This window comes from Caulobacter sp. 73W (assembly GCF_041021955.1).
In the GTDB taxonomy this organism is placed as follows: domain Bacteria; phylum Pseudomonadota; class Alphaproteobacteria; order Caulobacterales; family Caulobacteraceae; genus Caulobacter.
This window is the reverse complement of sequence record NZ_CP158375.1, coordinates 172,417-188,575: the sequence shown is the minus strand read 5'-3', so window position 1 is coordinate 188,575 and position 16,159 is coordinate 172,417. Positions and strand designations below refer to the sequence as shown.

Genomic DNA, 16,159 nt, shown 5'->3' with positions numbered 1-16,159 from the left:
GGCTTAAGTCACAAGCATGGCTCTGAACATGATCAAGCTCTGCGTCGGTTGCGACACCGTCGAGGAGCTCCTCGAATGGCACAAGGAAGCCGATCGCCCCTGGATCATGCAGACGCGCATGACCCCGAAGCGGATCGACGAACTGCTTGAAGGCGGATCCCTGTACCGCGTGTTCAAGGGCGTCATCCTGTGCCGCCAGAAGATCATCGCCATCGATACGGTGGGAGAGGGTCAGGCGTCGCGTTGCGAGGTCACCCTCGACCGTGAGGTCATTCGCGTCGAGCCGCAGCCGCGCCGCGCCTTCCAGGGCTGGCGTTACCTGACTGGCGATGACGCGCCGCGTGATCTGGCCGTGGGCGACCTGGGCGACATGCCGCCCGAGCTGGCGCGGCAGCTGCGTGAACTCGGGGCTTGGTGAATTGGGCGCCTGCTGAAAGCGTCCACCGATTTCCGCTAAGCGGCGGATTGACCTGCGGCAATTGTGAACAACTCGGGCGGTTGCGTTGACCAAATCCGCCGGTCGGCTTCACTTATCGTTAACCCGAAATCGATTCGGGGTGCAGGAGGCTAAGTCATGTCGCAGGCGAACGTCATTGTCGTCGGCAACGAAAAAGGCGGGGCGGGCAAGTCCACCATCGCCGTCCACCTCGCAACCGCGCTGCTTCACGGCGGCGCCAAGGTCGCGATCATGGATCTCGATTTGCGTCAGTGCACCCTAGGTCATTTCTTCGCCAACCGTCGTGCGTGGGTGGCCGCCAAGGGTGTTGATCTGCCCATGCCGATCGACGCCACCTATGGCGAAGAAGGCGTGGCCCTGGCCCAGGCGTCCGACGAAGAGCAGATCGCCCGCTTCGAGGCGACCTTCGCCGAAGTCGCCCAACAGGTGGATTTCATCCTCATCGACACCCCGGGCGGCGACACCGCCGTCTCGCGCCTGGCTCACGGCCGGGCCGACCTGATCGTCACGCCGATGAACGACAGCTTCGTCGACTTCGACATGCTGGGCGTCGTCGACCCCGTCACCCTGGAAGTGACCCGCCCCAGCCTCTACGCCCAAACCGTGTGGGAAGCCCGCAAGGCGCGCGCCGCCTCGGCCGGCAAGGCGCTGGACTGGGTCGTCCTGTCGAACCGCATGGCGACGACCGAAGCCCGTAACCGCAAGCGCGTGAGCGACCGGATGCAGGCTCTGTCGCGCAAGACCGGTTTCCGCATGGGGCCGGGCCTGCGCGACCGTGTGATCTATCGTGAGCTGTTTCCGTTCGGTCTGACCATCGCCGACCTGTCGGCCCAGGTGCGACCGGTTCCGGTGTCGCTGACCCACGTGGCGGCGCGCCAGGAACTGCGGGCGCTGCTGCACTTCGTGGGTCTGTCAGGCTTCTCGGGCGAAGTTCTGCTCGCCGCCCAGTAAGGGCGTCGGGACCGTCGCATGCTCTATCTCGTCATCGGCGCGGGGCTCCTGGCCCTGCTTGTCTCGCTCGGCCGCGCCGGATCCTGGAGCCGGCTAAAGGGCGAGGGATGGCGCGTGGCCTTGGGGGCGGCGTCGATACCGCTCTTCTCGGTGGCGGCGTTCCTGGCGATCCGGGGCAGGTGGGGCACGGCTCTGGTGCTTCTGGTCGTGGGTCTCGGCCTGGCGTCAAGCGCGCGGGGCAGCCGGCCGCGCCATCAATCACAGCGCGCGGCGGTTCAGCCGGTCTCGGGCCTCTCCGCTCGTGAGGCGCGGGACATTCTCGGCGTCGAGGAGAGCGCTACCCCTGAACAGATACAGGCGGCCTATGGCCGCCTGATCCGCATGGCGCATCCCGACAAGGGCGGGACCGCCGGTCTGGCCGCGCAGCTGAACGCCGCGCGGGACCGTCTTCTGAAGCGCTAGGTGTCGTTTCCAAGAAGGTTGGTCACACGCTGCCAGGGTGTGAGGCCAGCGATGCCGGAGTGTGGTCGAGCCAGGTTGTAGCTGTCGGTCCAAGCCGTAACGGCGCGTGCGCGTTCGTCGGAAGAGGAATAGGGTCTGGCGTAGGCCCATTCACGCAGGCTGGTCTGGATGAAGCGTTCGGCCTTGCCATTGGTGCGTGGGGTGTAGGGCCGGGTTCTGAGATGCCGGGCTCCGGCGAGTTTGAGAGCGGCGGCGAACTGCCTTGAGCAGTAGGCTGCGCCGTTGTCGGTCATCACCCGCTCGACCTGGACGCCTTGTCGGCTGAGCCAGGCCAGAGCGCGTTGCAGGAAGGCGGTCGTGTCGTCCTGCCGCTCGGACCCCAAGATTTCCGTGTAGGCCAGACGCGAGGCGTCATCGACGCAGACGTGCAGGAACTCCCAGCCGGCGCGGTATGATCGACCCAGTCGGCGATCTTTGGTGATGCGGTGACCTTCGGTGGTGAACCGATTGAGCTTCTTGATGTCCAGATGGATCAGCTCGCCAGGCCGTGAGCGCTCATAGCGGATGACTGGAGCCTTGGGCTCAAGCATCTTCAGTTTGCCCAGACCCAGGCGACGCAAGACCAGGCCGACAGTCGAGCGGGCCATGCCCAGCCCCCGGGCTATGACCGGTCCGGTCATCCGCTGGCGGCGCATCGCTTCGATCTGGGCCTGGCGGTCCGCCGAGACACGAAGGGGGCATCGCCGCGGCGCTGAACTGCGGTCATGCAATTGCCGATCACCCGTGCGATGTCGGGCCAGCCATCGGTAGGCGCAGCGTCGTGATACGCCGCTCGCCGACGCTGCCCGAGCCACCGGCCAGCTGTCATCCTCAATACGGCTGATCATCAAGGCTCGACCAACTGGCGTCAGCCGAGCATTCTTATGGACGTTCATCCGGGGCCTCCGGAGCTAGAAGTTGTTGTGTCGCAACTCCAGCCTCTCAGCTCCGCCCCGGGTGAACAACCTTCATAGCTTCGACAGCTAGGCCTTAAGGCTTCACGATCATGCACACCTGACGCTGGGCGGTCAGGGTGGCGCAGGCGCGTTGGGCGCCGTCAGCCGAGAAGCCGCTAAAGCGGGCGCGGAACGAACCGCCGGGACCGGCTTCCACCTGGCCGTTCGCATTGGCGAAGACCTTGGCGAACTTCTTCTCTGTGATCTGCAGCTGCTTGCCGGCCAAAGACTTCTGCTTGAAGGCGCCGACCTGGACCTTGTAGGCGCCGGCGGACTTGGCCGGCATCTTCTTCTGGACCGTCACCTTCGGCGGCTTGGCCGGGTTTTCGGTCAGGACAATCTTCAGATTGTCTTGCTCGGAGTCGCCCTGCTCGATGGACGGACGCATGATCGGGCCGGTCGGTTCCGGCTCGAACAGGTTCTGGGCGACGGTGATCCGTTCGCCGCGGCTGCGGCGCTTGATCACGTCGAAGCCGGTCAGCAGCAGGTCCTCGACGCTGTTGTCACGCGAGGCGCCCGACGGGCCGCCCAGCACGACGGCGATCAGGCGGCGGTTGTTCTGCACGGCCGAGGCGGCGAGGTTGTAGCCGGAGGCGTTGGTGAAGCCGGTCTTGAGACCGTCCACGCCCGGCATCTTGCCCAGCAGCTTGTTGTGGTTACGCATGGCCTGGCCGCGCACGACGGCGTTCTGCTGGCCGAAATAGGAGTAGTACTGGGGATAGTCGCGCATGACCGCGCGAGACAGGATCGCCAGGTCGTGGGCGGTCGAGATCTGGCGGCTGTCCGGCAGGCCCGAGGCGTTCACGAAGCGGGTGTTCTCCATGCCCAGCTCCTGCGCGCGCAGGGTCATCATGGCGGAGAAGCGGGTTTCGGTGCCGCCCAAACGCTCGGCCATGGCCACGGCCATGTCGTTGGCCGACTTCAGCGCCATGGCGCGGAGAACTTCATCGACAGTGATGCGCGAACCGGCGCGCAAGCCCAGCTTGGTCGGCTGTTGGGCGGCGGCGCGCGGGGAGACCACGATCTCGTCCGTGAGGCGCATCTTGCCTTCGGCCAGCGCCTCGAACGCCATGTACATGGTCATCACCTTGGTGATGGAGGCGGGATACCGCGGGCTGTCGCCGCGTTTGGAATAGAGGATCTCGCCCGAGTTGGCGTCCATCACGATGGCCGCGTAACGCGGCTCGGAAGTGGAGACCTTGAGGATTGGCGCGGCCGTCGCGGCGGAAGCCGAGACGATCAGGCCGGCGGCGAGGCCGAATGCGGTAAGCAGGCGGCGGGCGTGCTGGGTCATGCGCGGCGTCCGTCGTTGGAATCACAAGGCGCCACCGGCGCCGGACGAATGTCTAACATGCGCATCGTAGGGTTTCGTTAAAGTTAAAGGATCGTGAGCGATTTGGCCGCAGGGCGGAATTCGTGAGGAATTACAGCGACGCTTGCGATTGTGCGCTGCACAAATTCCGATTGACTGCTGCACTGCAACATGAGACTGTCCCTGCATACCGGATCCGCCAGAGCTCCGCCCATTTCCACACCGGGAGATTTCCGATGGCCGCCACCACCGAGACCCTGAAGACCACCGTCGAGCAATTCACCACCGCCGGCAACCAAGCGTTCAAGGACAATATCGAGAAGTCCCTGGCCGCCCTGAACGAAATGAACGTTCACTCCAAGAAGAACCTGGAAGCTGTCGTCGCTTCGGTCACCGCCGCCACCAAGGGCGCCGAAGCTCTGGGCGCCCAGGCCATCGCGTTCTCGAAGAAGTCGGTCGAAGATCAGGTGAGCGCCGCCAAGACCCTGGCCTCGGCCAAGAGCGTGCAGGAAGCCATCGAGCTGCAGACCGCCTTCGCCAAGACGGCGATGGAGACCTATCTGGCCGAAGTCGGCAAGTGGACCGAGACCGTTTCGGCCTCGGTGAAGGAGTCGGTCCAGCCGCTGAACGAGCGCGTCACCGCCGCCGTCGAGCGCGTGCAGGCCGCCCGCTAAGCCACAAGGCGTCCCCCGACGCGCAGAAGGCCCGCCCCGAAAGGGTGCGGGCCTTCTGTCATTTCGGGCTCCTGCTTTGCCGCGCGGGCGTGGCGCTGTATTCATGGCGGCGATCCGTAGGAGTCCCTTATGAGCCAAGTCGAACAACGCCTCGCCGCCATGGGCGTCACGCTGCCGGAACCCGGCGCGCCGATCGCCAACTACGTGCCCTTCGTCCGCAGCGGAAACCTCGTCCACATCTCGGGCCAGGTGTCGCGCGACGCGGCCGGCGGCATCACCGGCATCGTGGGTGAGGATGTCGATCTGGCCACCGCCCAAAAGGCTGCCCGCCTGTGCGGCATCAACCTGCTGGCGCAGATGAAGGCGGCCGCCGGCGGCGACCTGGACCGCGTGGTCCGCGTCGTAAAGCTGGGCGGCTTCGTCCAGGCGGGCCCGTCGTTCTTCGACATCCCGCAGGTGGTCAACGGCTGCTCTGACCTGATGGTCGAAGCGCTGGGCGACGCTGGCCGTCACGCCCGTTCGGCCGTGGGCGTCTATCGCTTGCCGCTGAACTTCGCGGTGGAGGTCGACGCCGTGGTGGAGATCAAGTGATGCGCCCGCGCGAACGGCCTCCTGTCGAAACCTTCGGCGAGGCCTGGGAGCGCTTGTTCGAACCCGCGGTGGCGCACCGCGGGCTCTGGTCGCAAGATGGCGCGCCGGAGAATTCATTGGCGGCTTTCCAGGCCGCCTGCGCCGGAGGTTATGGCGTGGAGCTGGACGTCCAGCTCTCCGCCGATGGCGAGGCCATGGTCTTCCATGACGATCGCCTGGACCGAATGTGCGGCGTCGAGGGGCGGATTGCCGATCACACCGCCGCCGATCTTTCGCAACTTCGCCTGGCGGGTACGGAAGAGACCATCCCAAGCCTGGCGGAAGTGCTGGTCCACATCGGCCATCGCGCCATGGTTCATATCGAGTTGAAGACCCCGTTCGGCGAGGTCGGGCCGCTGGAGAAGCGGGTCTGCGAGGTTCTGATCGATCACAACGGCCCGACGGCGGTGATCGGCTTCAATCCCTATTCCCACGCCTGGTTCGCCGACCATCATCCCCAGATCCTTCGGGGGCTCGACAGTTATAGCTGGGCCGACAAGGGTGCGGAGAAGCTGGCGCCGGAGCTGCGCAAGTCGCTGGCGGCGCTGGAACATGTGGCCATCGCCCGCCCGGACTTCCTGGCGCTCGGCCTCGACATGCTGCCCTCGGCCAAGGCGGGCGAACTGCGCGCCGGCGGCATGCCGATCATCGCCTGGACCGTACGGTCGCCCGACCAGTGGGACCGGGTGAAGGACCATTGCGACAACCTGATCTTCGAGGGCTTTCGCGCGTGAGTTCCTTGCGGCCCGCGGTCCGCGTTCATCGCCGCATCAGTGAAATCGGCAAGGAGGCTTGGGAGGCGTGCGCCGCCGCCCATGGCGATCCGTTCGTCTCGTATGATTTCCTCCACGCCCTGGAGGAGAGCGGTTGCGCGGTGGAGCGCACTGGCTGGGCGCCGCAGCACATGGTCGTCGAGGACGACGACGGGGCCATCGCGGCAGTGATGCCGCTTTATCTGAAGTCCCACAGCCAGGGCGAGTACGTCTTCGACCATTCCTGGGCCGAGGCCTATGAGCGGGCCGGCGGGCGGTACTATCCCAAGCTCCAATGTTCGGCGCCGTTCTCGCCGGTGACGGGGCCGCGACTGATCGTACGGTCCGGCGTGGACGTCGGCGCCGCGCGGGCTCTGCTGCTGGGCGGGGCTCTGCAGCTTTGCCAGCGCATGGAGGCCTCATCCCTGCATGTGACCTTTCCAACGGAAGCCGAGTGGTCGTGGATGGGCGGGCAGGGGATGCTGCTGCGGCAGGACCAGCAGTATCACTGGCACAACAACGGCTACGCGGTCTTCGACGACTTCCTGGCGGCGCTGTCCTCCAACCGACGCAAGACGATCCGGCGGGAGCGGCGGGATGCTCGGGCGGGGTTGGAGATCGTCGCCCTGACTGGCGCCGACCTGACCGAGGAACACTGGGACGCCTTCTACGGGTTCTACATGGACACCGGTGGTCGCAAGTGGGGCCGGCCCTATTTGAACCGCACCTTCTTTTCGCTGCTGGGCGAGCGGATGGCCGATCGGGTGCTGCTGATCATGGCGCGGCGGGACGATCAGTGGATCGCCGGTGCGCTGAACCTGATCGGCGACGATTGTCTCTACGGCCGCCACTGGGGGTGCGTGGAGGACGTGCCGTTTCTGCACTTCGAGCTCTGCTACTATCAAGCCATCGAACATGCGATCCGCCTGGGGCTGCCGCGCGTGGAGGCCGGCGCTCAGGGGCAGCACAAGATCGCGCGCGGCTACCTGCCCACCGCCGTCTATTCCGCGCACTGGATCGCCGATCCTGCCTTGCGCGATCCGGTGGCCCGCTATCTGGAGCGGGAACGCGAGGCCGTGCAGGACGACATGGACATGCTGGCGGCCGAGTTCTCGCCCTTCAAACATTCGGAGATGACGAAATGAGCCTGAACGGGACCTACGACGAGGGAAACATCTTCGCCAAGATCGTGCGCGGCGAGATGCCGGCGGTGAAGGTGTTCGAGGACGATCAGGTCCTGGCGTTCATGGACGTCTTCCCGCAGTCCAAGGGCCATGCCCTGGTGATCTCCAAGACCTCCAAGGCGCGTAATCTCCTGGAAGCCGAGCCGCAGACCGTGGCCGCCGTCGGCGCTGCGACGCAGAAGCTGGCCCAGGCGGTGACGGCGGCTTTGAAGCCCGACGGCGTGGTGGTGACCCAGTTCAACGGCGCCCCTGCCGGGCAGACGGTGTTTCACCTGCATTTCCACGTGATCCCCCGCTACGAGGGCGAGGCGCTGGGCCGGCACGGCGAGGGCATGGCCGATGTAGAAGAGCTGAAGGTTCTGGCGGCGAAGATCGCGGCTGAGCTCTAGCCGAACAGACGGTCGAGGGCGGGACGCTTGATCGCCGCCTCGATCGCCGACCACAGCACGGCGACTTCCTGCGCGGCGGGATCTCTGGGGCTCCACTCCAGGGTCGAACGTCCTTGGGCGATGGCCTGCTGGAACATGACGCGAGAGCGCAGGCCGGTCGGCGCGATCGACAGGCCGGTGAAGCGCAGGGCCTCGATAGCCTTGAGAACGGCCGGCGCCTCCAACCCATTTCGGCGTGCCGGAGCCTGGTTCAGCACGATCATCGACGGTTTGCCCAGGCGGCGGACCATCTCGGCCGAGCGGGTGATGGAAGCGATGTCCAGGAAGCTTGGCCGGCAGACCAGGATGCAGAAGTCGACACAATTGGCGATCTGAACCACCTCGGCCTCGGGCGCGGCGGGCGTGTCGATGAAGAGATAGTCCATGTCCGCACGCTCTGCGGCGGATCGGATCTGAAAGACCTTGCCGGCGCTCGTCTCAGCCAAGTCGGGACCAGGCCCGCTGCGGGCGCGAAGGCTGTCCGTGGCCGATCTTTGCGGATCGGCGTCGGCGAGGGTGACCGCGCGACCGGCCAGGTGGGCGGCGATCGCCAGGTTGACGGCCAGGGTCGTCTTGCCGGCGCCGCCCTTACGCGAAAGCACTGCGATCGTCTTCACGGGTCGCCTCCTTAAGGCGGAACGATGAGCACCTCACTGGGAACAGAAAAATCCACGCGAACGGCGTAGAGCCAAAAGAGCGTTGGGACGCTGCTCTTGAGGCACACGGCAGTCTAGCTGGAACTATGCGACACGGGCGCGACGCATTGACACGCCACAGCTTGATTAGACTTGCCAGAACTCAAGCGCGCCAAGGGAAACAACCGCGCGGCGAAACATCATAGCGGCGTCCGGCGGAGAAGCTGCGGGCGGCGTTGGGTCACCGATTCATGTAATCTAAATCGCACACGGGTTTTGCTGTGGCTGAACGCCATGATCCAGAGCCTCAACCCGTTCCGAAGACCAAAGGACGCACCGCTCCCGACCCAGGAGCTGGCGACGTTCTATTCGCCCGTGGTGCGGACCTATCTTCTGGCCGTCGCGGGCTACTATTCGCTGATCACCGCCGTACACGCCGGCGTCGAGAAGGGCTCGCTGCTCTGGCTGCTGGTTGCTCTGTCCGCCAGCGCCGTCGCGGCCTGCCTTGTCGCCTGGAAGTGGGTGTCGAAGCCCAATACCCGCCTGTGGCGGCTGGAGATTGGCGCCTTGGTCGGCAACGCCGCGCTGTTCGGCAATGTGCTCGTCTATCTGCAGACCCATCCGCTGGAGACCCACAAGCTGGTCTACTTCGTGTTGATGGCCATGGCCTTCGCCACGTCGGGACCAAGCCGTCGAGTGGTCTATGCGAGCGTGGCCCTGTCGCTGGGCAGCATGATCGCCCTGGCCGATATGGCGGGGCCGGGGATCGGTGAGCAGTATCAGTTCATCGCCCTGGCCGGTGCTTTCGCCGCGATCGGCATGGCCGCCCTGATGCGCGGGGCTATCACCCGTGAGGTGCGGGCGCGCCTGGCGACCGAGGCGTTGAACCGCCAGATCGAGCACGAACTGTCTCGCACCGAGGCCTGGCGTCGGCGCGCTCATGAGCTGGCCCTGCGCGAACAGGCGGCCAATCGGGCCAAGACCGAGTTTCTGGCGACCATTACGCACGAGCTGCGCACGCCCTTGAACGGGGTGCTGGGGATGGCACAGGCCATGGCCCACGGTCCTTTGGACGCCACCCAGCGCGCGCGCCTCGAGACCATCCGGGGCTCGGGCCATGCGCTGCTGGGTCTGATCAATACCGTGCTGGATATCTCCAAAATCGAGGCCGGACGGTTGGAGCTGTCAGAGACGGTCTTCGACCTGCGGGCGTTCACCAAGGAGTTGGGCGACCTCTACAAGGCGCTGGCCAAGGAGAAGGGGCTCGCGTTCAGCCTGACTCTGGACGATGGCGGCGCTCGCTGGCGGCTCGGCGACGAAGCACGTCTGCGCCAGGTGCTGAGCAACCTGTTGTCCAACGCGCTGAAATTCACTGAGAAGGGCTCGGTCACCGCGACGATCGTCTGCGCTGGCGATCAGATGCTCTGCAATGTCACGGATACCGGGGTCGGCATCGCCGGGGATCAGGCGCCGCGCCTGTTCGAGAAGTTCGTCCAGGCGGACGCATCGACCACGCGGCGGTTCGGGGGCACGGGGCTGGGCCTGGCAATCTGCAAGGAGATCATCGGCCTGATGGGCGGGTCGATCTACTTCGACAGCAAGCCAGGCGAAGGCTCGTGCTTCACCTTCGACACGCCGCTGCCCGTCGCCGATCCGGAAGAAGCCAGCAAGGGCCGGGTCGAGCAGGCCAGCCTGAGCGACGCGCCGCTGGAGGACCTGCGGGTGCTGGTGGCTGACGACAACGCCACCAACCGGCTGGTGATCCAGACCCTGCTGCGCCAATTTGGCATCGAATGCGCCATGGCCGAGGGCGGCGAGGACGTTCTGGCCGCGTGGGACAGCGAGCGGTGGGACCTGATCCTGATGGACATCCACATGCCGCGCATGGACGGCCTGACCGCGACCCGCCGTATCCGCGCGGCCGAGGCGTCCAAGGGACGCGAGCGCACGCCCATCGTGGCGATCACCGCCAGCGTGCTGAGCCATGAGACCCAGGCCTATCTGGCGGCGGGGATGGACGACTACATCGCCAAGCCCATCGACCTGGACCACCTGTTGACCGTCATCGAGCGGGTGCTGAGCGGACAGGGCGCCGGGCAGACGGCCGCCCGGGCCTAGCTCGCCTGATCAGAACCTGGCGTTGACGCCGAAGAAGAACCGGCGCCCCAGCACGTCATAGGTCGACGGGTCAGTGTTGGAGTTGGAGTAGCTCGTATAATAGGGCGGGCTCTTGTCGCCGATGTTGTTGACGCCGAACCGCAGGGTGGCGCGCTCGTCCAGCGTCCAGGTCCCGAAGACGTCGAAGATGTCGTACTTGGGCGCGTTCAGGGCGGTGGCGCTGAACACCGGGATGCTGCGGGTGTCCAGCATGCCGTCGATGTGCCGCCAGCGCAGGCTGGCGCGGATCGGGCCGACCGAATAGGTCACCGACGAGGTCGACTTCCATTCCGGCAGCGTCGCGCCGGACAGGTCGCCGCCGATGCTGCCGGCGTATTCGACGAAGGCCGTGCCAGGGCGGTTCTGCTTCTTGAACTCTTCCAGCTTGCTGACGACCACGTTGAACGCCAGATCGCCCGCGGAGGCCGGCAGGCCCAGGTCGGAGAGGTCGAAGCCCCAGTCGAACTGAACATCGACGCCCGAGGTCTTCTGGCCGGCGAGGTTCACCTGGTTCAGCTGGACGCCGGTGATGTTGCCGTTGGGCAGGCGGCGGAACAGCGAGCAGTAGAAATTGTTCGGGTCGTACGTTGGGTTGGAGCCGTCGCTGTTGAAGCAGGACGGCACGATGTTCGCTACGGCGAGGGTGCCGACCATGTCCTTGACCTCGATGTCGTAGTAGTCGACCGCGAGGCTGAGGCGGCGCAGGAAGGGCTGGTCGACCTTGGGCGACCAGACGGCGCCGACGGTGAAGCTGTCGGCGGTTTCTTCGGTCAGGTTCGGATTGCCGCCGGTCAGGATTTCCACCTGCGTCGAGGCCTGCTGGAAATTCTGGTAGATGCCCGAGGGAAGGCCTTGGGCGAGGCAGAGCGCCTGAACCTGGCTGGCGTTCGCTCCCGCACGGAACGACGAGCGCATGTCGCAGGGGTCGCCCGCCGTGGTCGCGCCACCCGGCGTGCCGACGCCGGAGAAGCCGAGAGATTGCGGCGAGAACAGCTCGGCGATGTTGGGCGCGCGGACGGCGCGCTGATAGCCGCCGCGGAACAGCAGGGAGTCGATCGGACGCCAAGTGCCGTCCGCCTTCCACGCCTTGGCCGTGCCGATGGTGTTGTAGTCGGCGATGCGGCCGCCGAGGCCGATCTCCAAGCTGCGCGCCAACGGCATGTCGACCAGCAGCGGGATCAGCAGTTCGCCGTAGAGCTCCTTGGACGAGATCTCGCCCTTCACCGGCACGGCCGGGTTGAAGCCGACGAGGTCGGGCCCCTGGAGTAGGGCGTCGGGGGCGTAGTCGAACTCGTCCTCGCGATACTGGCCGCCGACCGAGAACTTCAGGTCGCCGGCGGGCAGGGCGAACAGGCCGCCGGTGACGTAGCCTTCCACCACGCCCTGGGTGATCGAAGTGTCATTGGCCACATCGCGGGCGATGTAGGCGGCGCAGCCCGGGCTGACCTTGCCGGCGCCGAAGATGTTGAAGCCGCCGCAGATGGAGGCGCCGCCGTCAGCGGCGAAGGTCAGGGTGCGCATGGCGGCGCGGCTGACGTTACCCGATTGCTCCTCCGTATGGTTCATCTCGCCGTAGCTGGCGTAGACGTCCCACTTCCAGTCGCGCACGCCGACATCGCCGCGCAGGCCGGCGACGATCTGGAAGGTCTCGTAGGTGTTTTCCGACAGACGGCCGCCCACCTCGCTGAAGGCGCGGCGCGGATAGAAGGCTGCGGTCGGACTAGCCCGCGAGGCGAGCAGGGTGCGCAGGTCCTCGGGGATGTAGGGGTTGGTGGTCGGCACCACGATGTCCGGCCCGGGAGGCGCGCCATCGGACGCCGAGGCCGGGCCGAGCTGGCGGGAAACGTCGTAGCTGACGTAGGAGACCGTGCCGTAGGCCTCGATCTTGTCGCTTACGTCATAGCGTCCGGTGGCGAACAGCGACCAGCGTTCCAGCGGCAGATTCAGGTAGCGGTAGTCGGCGCTGTTTAAGGTGTAGCTGGACGGATCGTAACCGGGCATCTGGACGCCGCGGTAATTGCGCACCGGGGAGGTCGAGAACAGCGTGCCGTCGCTGTTGAAGCTGAGATTGGCGCCGCGGGCCACCGAGCCGGCGGCCAGGCCATAGCGTGCGAACACCGCGTCCATGGCTGCCTGGGTCGGCAGATTGGTCGCGCCGCCGGCGTTGGAGGTCGGATCGAAGCGGCCATCCGGGATGGTTGCTGCGCCCGATGGCGTAAGGCCGGTGTTGAGGACCGAATAGCCGATGGCCGCCCAGTCGCGGTCCGAAGCCACCAGGCCTTCGCGCTCCTCGTAGCTGCCGACGACGGCGATGTTGCCGCGCTGGAAGTTCTTGCCCCAGCCGAGGCTGACGCTGGTCTGGGCGGCGTCGCTTTCATCTGTCAGGCCGTACTGGGCGTCGAGCTGGAAGCCTTCGAAGTCGCGCTTGAGCTTGAAGTTGACCACGCCGGCGATGGCGTCGGAGCCATAGACCGCCGATGCGCCGCCGGTGATCGTCTCGATGTTCTCGATCAGGAAGGTCGGAACTGTATTGAGGTCCACCACGGCGTTGGGATTGCCGGCGACCATGCGCCGACCGTCGAGCAGGACCAGTGTGCGGGTTGGGCCCAGGCCGCGCAGGTTGGCGTAGGCCTGACCGGGGGTGGTGACGAAGTTGGTGGTGTTCGTCCCGGCGCCGTTCGAGGCGACGAACTGGGGCAGCTGGTTGAGGGTGTTCTCGATCGTGACCATGCCGGTGGCTGTGATCTGGTCGCGACCGATGGTGACGATAGGGCTTTCGGAGACGTAGTCCTTGCGGGCGATCCGCGAGCCGGTGACCACGACTTCGGAGATATCTGAACTGGCGTCCTGGGCCAGGGCCGGAGCCGCCACGCCGAGAGAGAAGGCGCTGGCTAGAGCGCTTGCGCAAAGCAGACCCGAACGCGTGATCGTCATGATGTGTCCCCAATGGACGCCCCCTCAGGCATCCTCCGTCACCTCGAAGGGTGATTCTGAGTTCAGGGTACTCGTCGCGCGGAGGTGGAATCTATGACGCCGACGACACATTCGTGACTTTTGACGAACGTGGGAATTTCATGAGCAGCCTTCGCGCCAGGGCTTAGGCCTCTTCAAGCCCGAGGGTGGCCGGGGCCCGTTCAGAGGGGAAGGCCACGACGTTCTGAGACCCGCTGTGTCCGTGCCACCAGGCGCGGTAGCCGAAGCTCTTGAGCAGGGTCAGGCTGGGCGGTTCGCCGCCGGGGGCGCGGTGGCATTCCATGTAGAGGATCGGGCGCAGGGTCCGCAGGGTGTCGCTCGCGCCGGTCAGCACGTCTTTCTCCATGCCTTCCACGTCGATCTTGATCAGATCGCACGCCGACAGATTGAGGCCGTCGATGGTGAGCACCGGGACGGTGTCGCTCCTTTGCGCCACGGGTAGGTTGTCGGCGCCCTCCCACCCGGACACCAGCGACATGATCCCGAAGTTGCTGGGCCGGTCATAGGAGACCTCCGGCACCTCGATGAAGCCGGGTTCAGCGCCGACAGCGGCCATGTGGCACCAGGCATTGGCCCAACTGTTCATCGCGACGCTGGCGACCATCGACTGGAACATCACACGCTGGGGCTCGAAGGCGTAGACGCGTCCCTGCGGGCCGACGAAATTGCAGAAGGCCAGGGTATGGCTGCCCATGTTGGCGCCGACATCGAGGACGGTCTGCCCCGGCTTGATCAACTGAGACAACAAATCGAGTTCGTCCCCGGACCACGACCCCGTCTCGCGCACCCCGGCGGTGACATAGAGGTCGTGGCGGTTGAGGACCATGGGGCCGAAGCGCGACTGGAGGACTTCGTTCATATCGCCAGCGCCGGCGACCTCGCGTTGGATGGGTGGTCCTTTCACGAGGATGTTCAGATCGTCGTCGGTCAGGCGTCTTGCGCCATGCCGGGTGAAGGCTCGCCAAAGGCCGACGCCCAGGGCCAGCGGCGTCGAGCGCCAGGGGCCTGACATCGCCCTAAGAGCCTCGTTCAGGAATGCGTGGGCCGCCGGGCCGCGCCGGACGGCGATCGCCTGGCTGTCGATCTGATCCCATAGCAGCCCGTCGACGACCCGCACGGCGACGCCCTCGTCCAGGCTCGGCAGGAGCGTCTCCGGCGAATCCCGCACGATAGAGGAGGGCGGCGTGAAGATGAGGTCGCCGCCTGGCGTGGCGGATAGTTCCTTCAAGCGCGCCATCGCCGTCCACGCGGCCAGGGCCCGCAGATCATCCTGGGTGGAGCCGATCAGGTGTTCCGCGGACCAGGAGACGGTCGGCTGTTCGGCGGCGGCGTTCAAGACCGCCAGGGCGGATGGCGAGGGGTTGCAGGCGAGAACATGCAGACGCCAGTCCGCTGCGACTTCACCCATGGAGCTGGCGAGCCGCAGCGCTTCATCGACGCCGTCATCGTCCAAGGCCAGCGTCAGGATCGTCGGCTGCTCGGCGTCGATCCGCAGCGGAGGGATCGCGGGCGACGCATCGAAGGCGGCGAAGGTGTTGTCCGTCGGGCGGCCCAGGCGCTCCTGCGCGGCGGCCAGGCATAGGGCTCCGACGACGCTTCGCCCCTCGCTCGTGGCGACCGCCTGGTTCGCGGCCGCGGCGCATCGATCCCAGGCGCCGGTCTGGAGAGTGACCACGGCCAGGCCTTCCCACGCCTCGACGTGGCTGGGATTGCAGGCGACGGCTCGTTCGAAGCAGGTCGCGGCGACGGCTGGATCAGCCTGCGCGCGAAGGATCAGGATAGCGCAGTTGTGGTGGTGCGGCGCGGCGCGCGGAGCCCCCTGAACCGCCGCCTGCAGGCATTCGAAGGCATGGCTGAAATCGCCCATCTCCGCGGCGGCAACTCCCTCGTAGGCGCAGGTGATGAACAGGGGGTCGTCGCCGACGACGGCACGCACGGCTTCGGCGAGGCTTCGCATGGATTGGAAACGGTCGAACCGTTCGTGGCGCAGTACCTGGACGATGTACTCGAAGTGCTGGGGCGGAATTGTTCCCAGCAACGCCTCGGGCGTTGGCAGCGACCAAGTCAAGGACTTGGCCAGGTGCACGCTAGCCGCTCGCCGATACTCGGAATCAATCATGGCGCTAATCTAACGCGGGTTCACGAGGTATCCATGACTATCGCGTGGGGCGGCGCCTAATTCGAGAAAGCCTGCGTCAGTCTGGCGTCAGCGGACGCATGAAGGTGCGTTCGTGGCGCAGAACGCATCCGCTTTCATCACGGATCTGGTCGGCGGCGACGAAGTCAGGATCGAAGTCGAAGCGCTTTCGGTACAGCTCATAGGCGGCCAGGCTTTCGAAGCTGAAGAGCGCGAGCGCGCGGTCGCTGGCGCCCTCGGAAGGCAGGAAGTAGCCGTGGTGTGTTCCGCCATGCTGGTTCACCAGCTTCATCCACGCCTGAGCGAAACGCTCGAAAGCCTCCAGCTTGGCGGGATCAATCACGTATTCGACGACGCAGGTGATCATCCGGCGCTCCTGTCGGAAACGAAAACGGGAGGCGCCGCATAGCGC

15 protein-coding genes are annotated in these 16,159 nt (G+C 66.0%); 9 read left to right on the top strand and 6 right to left on the bottom strand.

The features are described 5' to 3' along the window. Positions 1-16: 16 nt before the first annotated feature. The 3 genes from ABOZ73_RS00895 to ABOZ73_RS00885 all read left to right on the top strand — a co-directional run bounded on the left by ABOZ73_RS00895 (position 17) and on the right by ABOZ73_RS00885 (position 1,870). On the top strand, positions 17-418 hold the full coding sequence (locus tag ABOZ73_RS00895; RefSeq protein WP_369059955.1) for a DUF1489 domain-containing protein: 402 nt from the start codon (positions 17-19) through the stop codon (positions 416-418). A 156-nt stretch (positions 419-574) separates the two neighbouring features. Then, a complete protein-coding gene (locus ABOZ73_RS00890; RefSeq protein ID WP_369059953.1) occupies positions 575-1,408 on the top strand; it encodes a division plane positioning ATPase MipZ in 834 nt (277 codons plus the stop codon). 18 nt (positions 1,409-1,426) lie between these two features. After that, the gene (locus ABOZ73_RS00885; RefSeq protein ID WP_369059952.1) at positions 1,427-1,870 is read left to right on the top strand and encodes a J domain-containing protein; all 444 of its coding nucleotides are present in this window, start codon (positions 1,427-1,429) and stop codon (positions 1,868-1,870) included. On the opposite strand, the gene ABOZ73_RS00880 is transcribed toward ABOZ73_RS00885, so the two are convergent. Further along, complete coding sequence (locus ABOZ73_RS00880) at positions 1,867-2,805, bottom strand: IS481 family transposase (RefSeq protein ID WP_369058233.1); 939 nt, start codon at positions 2,803-2,805, stop codon at positions 1,867-1,869. The two genes, ABOZ73_RS00885 and ABOZ73_RS00880, sit on opposite strands and share 4 nt — an antisense overlap. 94 nt (positions 2,806-2,899) lie before the next feature. Continuing rightward, the gene (locus tag ABOZ73_RS00875) at positions 2,900-4,159 is read right to left on the bottom strand and encodes a D-alanyl-D-alanine carboxypeptidase (protein ID WP_369059950.1); all 1,260 of its coding nucleotides are present in this window, start codon (positions 4,157-4,159) and stop codon (positions 2,900-2,902) included. Between the two features lie 254 nt (positions 4,160-4,413). Between ABOZ73_RS00875 and ABOZ73_RS00870 the strand changes: the two genes are divergently transcribed. The 5 genes from ABOZ73_RS00870 to ABOZ73_RS00850 all read left to right on the top strand — a co-directional run bounded on the left by ABOZ73_RS00870 (position 4,414) and on the right by ABOZ73_RS00850 (position 7,806). After that, positions 4,414-4,851 carry a phasin family protein gene (locus ABOZ73_RS00870; protein WP_369059948.1) on the top strand — a complete coding sequence of 146 codons (438 nt, stop codon included), beginning with the start codon at positions 4,414-4,416 and terminating at the stop codon, positions 4,849-4,851. Positions 4,852-4,980: 129 nt separating this feature from the next. Continuing rightward, positions 4,981-5,442 carry a RidA family protein gene (locus ABOZ73_RS00865; RefSeq protein ID WP_369059946.1) on the top strand — a complete coding sequence of 154 codons (462 nt, stop codon included), beginning with the start codon at positions 4,981-4,983 and terminating at the stop codon, positions 5,440-5,442. Beyond that, the gene (locus ABOZ73_RS00860) at positions 5,442-6,215 is read left to right on the top strand and encodes a glycerophosphodiester phosphodiesterase (protein ID WP_369059945.1); all 774 of its coding nucleotides are present in this window, start codon (positions 5,442-5,444) and stop codon (positions 6,213-6,215) included. Before ABOZ73_RS00865 ends, ABOZ73_RS00860 begins: the two co-directional genes overlap by 1 nt. Continuing rightward, entirely contained in the window at positions 6,212-7,378 is a 1,167-nt protein-coding gene (locus ABOZ73_RS00855) for a GNAT family N-acetyltransferase (RefSeq protein WP_369059943.1), read from the top strand. The genes ABOZ73_RS00860 and ABOZ73_RS00855 overlap by 4 nt, the downstream gene beginning before the upstream one ends. Beyond that, positions 7,375-7,806: an HIT family protein gene (locus ABOZ73_RS00850; protein ID WP_369059941.1), complete on the top strand. Its 432-nt coding sequence runs from the start codon at positions 7,375-7,377 to the stop codon at positions 7,804-7,806. The genes ABOZ73_RS00855 and ABOZ73_RS00850 overlap by 4 nt, the downstream gene beginning before the upstream one ends. Here the strand turns inward: ABOZ73_RS00850 and ABOZ73_RS00845 are convergent. Then, positions 7,803-8,462, bottom strand: coding sequence for a P-loop NTPase (locus ABOZ73_RS00845; protein ID WP_369059940.1), 660 nt, complete (start codon positions 8,460-8,462; stop codon positions 7,803-7,805). The two genes, ABOZ73_RS00850 and ABOZ73_RS00845, sit on opposite strands and share 4 nt — an antisense overlap. Before the next feature lie 312 nt (positions 8,463-8,774). Between ABOZ73_RS00845 and ABOZ73_RS00840 the strand changes: the two genes are divergently transcribed. Then, positions 8,775-10,598, top strand: a complete 1,824-nt coding sequence (locus ABOZ73_RS00840) for an ATP-binding protein (RefSeq protein ID WP_369059938.1) — start codon at positions 8,775-8,777, stop codon at positions 10,596-10,598. A gap of 9 nt (positions 10,599-10,607) precedes the next feature. Here the strand turns inward: ABOZ73_RS00840 and ABOZ73_RS00835 are convergent, their stop codons facing one another. The 3 genes from ABOZ73_RS00835 to ABOZ73_RS00825 all read right to left on the bottom strand — a co-directional run bounded on the left by ABOZ73_RS00835 (position 10,608) and on the right by ABOZ73_RS00825 (position 16,114). Next, positions 10,608-13,571 carry a TonB-dependent receptor gene (locus ABOZ73_RS00835; RefSeq protein ID WP_369059937.1) on the bottom strand — a complete coding sequence of 988 codons (2,964 nt, stop codon included), beginning with the start codon at positions 13,569-13,571 and terminating at the stop codon, positions 10,608-10,610. A gap of 163 nt (positions 13,572-13,734) precedes the next feature. Then, positions 13,735-15,729, bottom strand: a complete 1,995-nt coding sequence (locus ABOZ73_RS00830; protein WP_369059936.1) for an FkbM family methyltransferase — start codon at positions 15,727-15,729, stop codon at positions 13,735-13,737. A 76-nt stretch (positions 15,730-15,805) separates the two neighbouring features. Then, entirely contained in the window at positions 15,806-16,114 is a 309-nt protein-coding gene (locus ABOZ73_RS00825; RefSeq protein WP_369059935.1) for an NIPSNAP family protein, read from the bottom strand. Between the last annotated feature and the right edge of the window lie 45 nt (positions 16,115-16,159).

Bases quoted from the DNA above. Each gene is read 5' to 3' on its own strand.
- ABOZ73_RS00895 (WP_369059955.1), top strand. From the start codon at position 17: ATGGCTCTGAACATGATCAAGCTCTGCGTCGGTTGCGACACCGTCGAG.
- ABOZ73_RS00890 (WP_369059953.1), top strand. From the start codon at position 575: ATGTCGCAGGCGAACGTCATTGTCGTCGGCAACGAAAAAGGCGGGGCG.
- ABOZ73_RS00885 (WP_369059952.1), top strand. From the start codon at position 1,427: ATGCTCTATCTCGTCATCGGCGCGGGGCTCCTGGCCCTGCTTGTCTCG.
- ABOZ73_RS00880 (WP_369058233.1), bottom strand. From the start codon at position 2,805: ATGAACGTCCATAAGAATGCTCGGCTGACGCCAGTTGGTCGAGCCTTG.
- ABOZ73_RS00875 (WP_369059950.1), bottom strand. From the start codon at position 4,159: ATGACCCAGCACGCCCGCCGCCTGCTTACCGCATTCGGCCTCGCCGCC.
- ABOZ73_RS00870 (WP_369059948.1), top strand. From the start codon at position 4,414: ATGGCCGCCACCACCGAGACCCTGAAGACCACCGTCGAGCAATTCACC.
- ABOZ73_RS00865 (WP_369059946.1), top strand. From the start codon at position 4,981: ATGAGCCAAGTCGAACAACGCCTCGCCGCCATGGGCGTCACGCTGCCG.
- ABOZ73_RS00860 (WP_369059945.1), top strand. From the start codon at position 5,442: ATGCGCCCGCGCGAACGGCCTCCTGTCGAAACCTTCGGCGAGGCCTGG.
- ABOZ73_RS00850 (WP_369059941.1), top strand. From the start codon at position 7,375: ATGAGCCTGAACGGGACCTACGACGAGGGAAACATCTTCGCCAAGATC.
- ABOZ73_RS00840 (WP_369059938.1), top strand. From the start codon at position 8,775: ATGATCCAGAGCCTCAACCCGTTCCGAAGACCAAAGGACGCACCGCTC.
- ABOZ73_RS00835 (WP_369059937.1), bottom strand. From the start codon at position 13,571: ATGACGATCACGCGTTCGGGTCTGCTTTGCGCAAGCGCTCTAGCCAGC.
- ABOZ73_RS00830 (WP_369059936.1), bottom strand. From the start codon at position 15,729: ATGATTGATTCCGAGTATCGGCGAGCGGCTAGCGTGCACCTGGCCAAG.
- ABOZ73_RS00825 (WP_369059935.1), bottom strand. From the start codon at position 16,114: ATGATCACCTGCGTCGTCGAATACGTGATTGATCCCGCCAAGCTGGAG.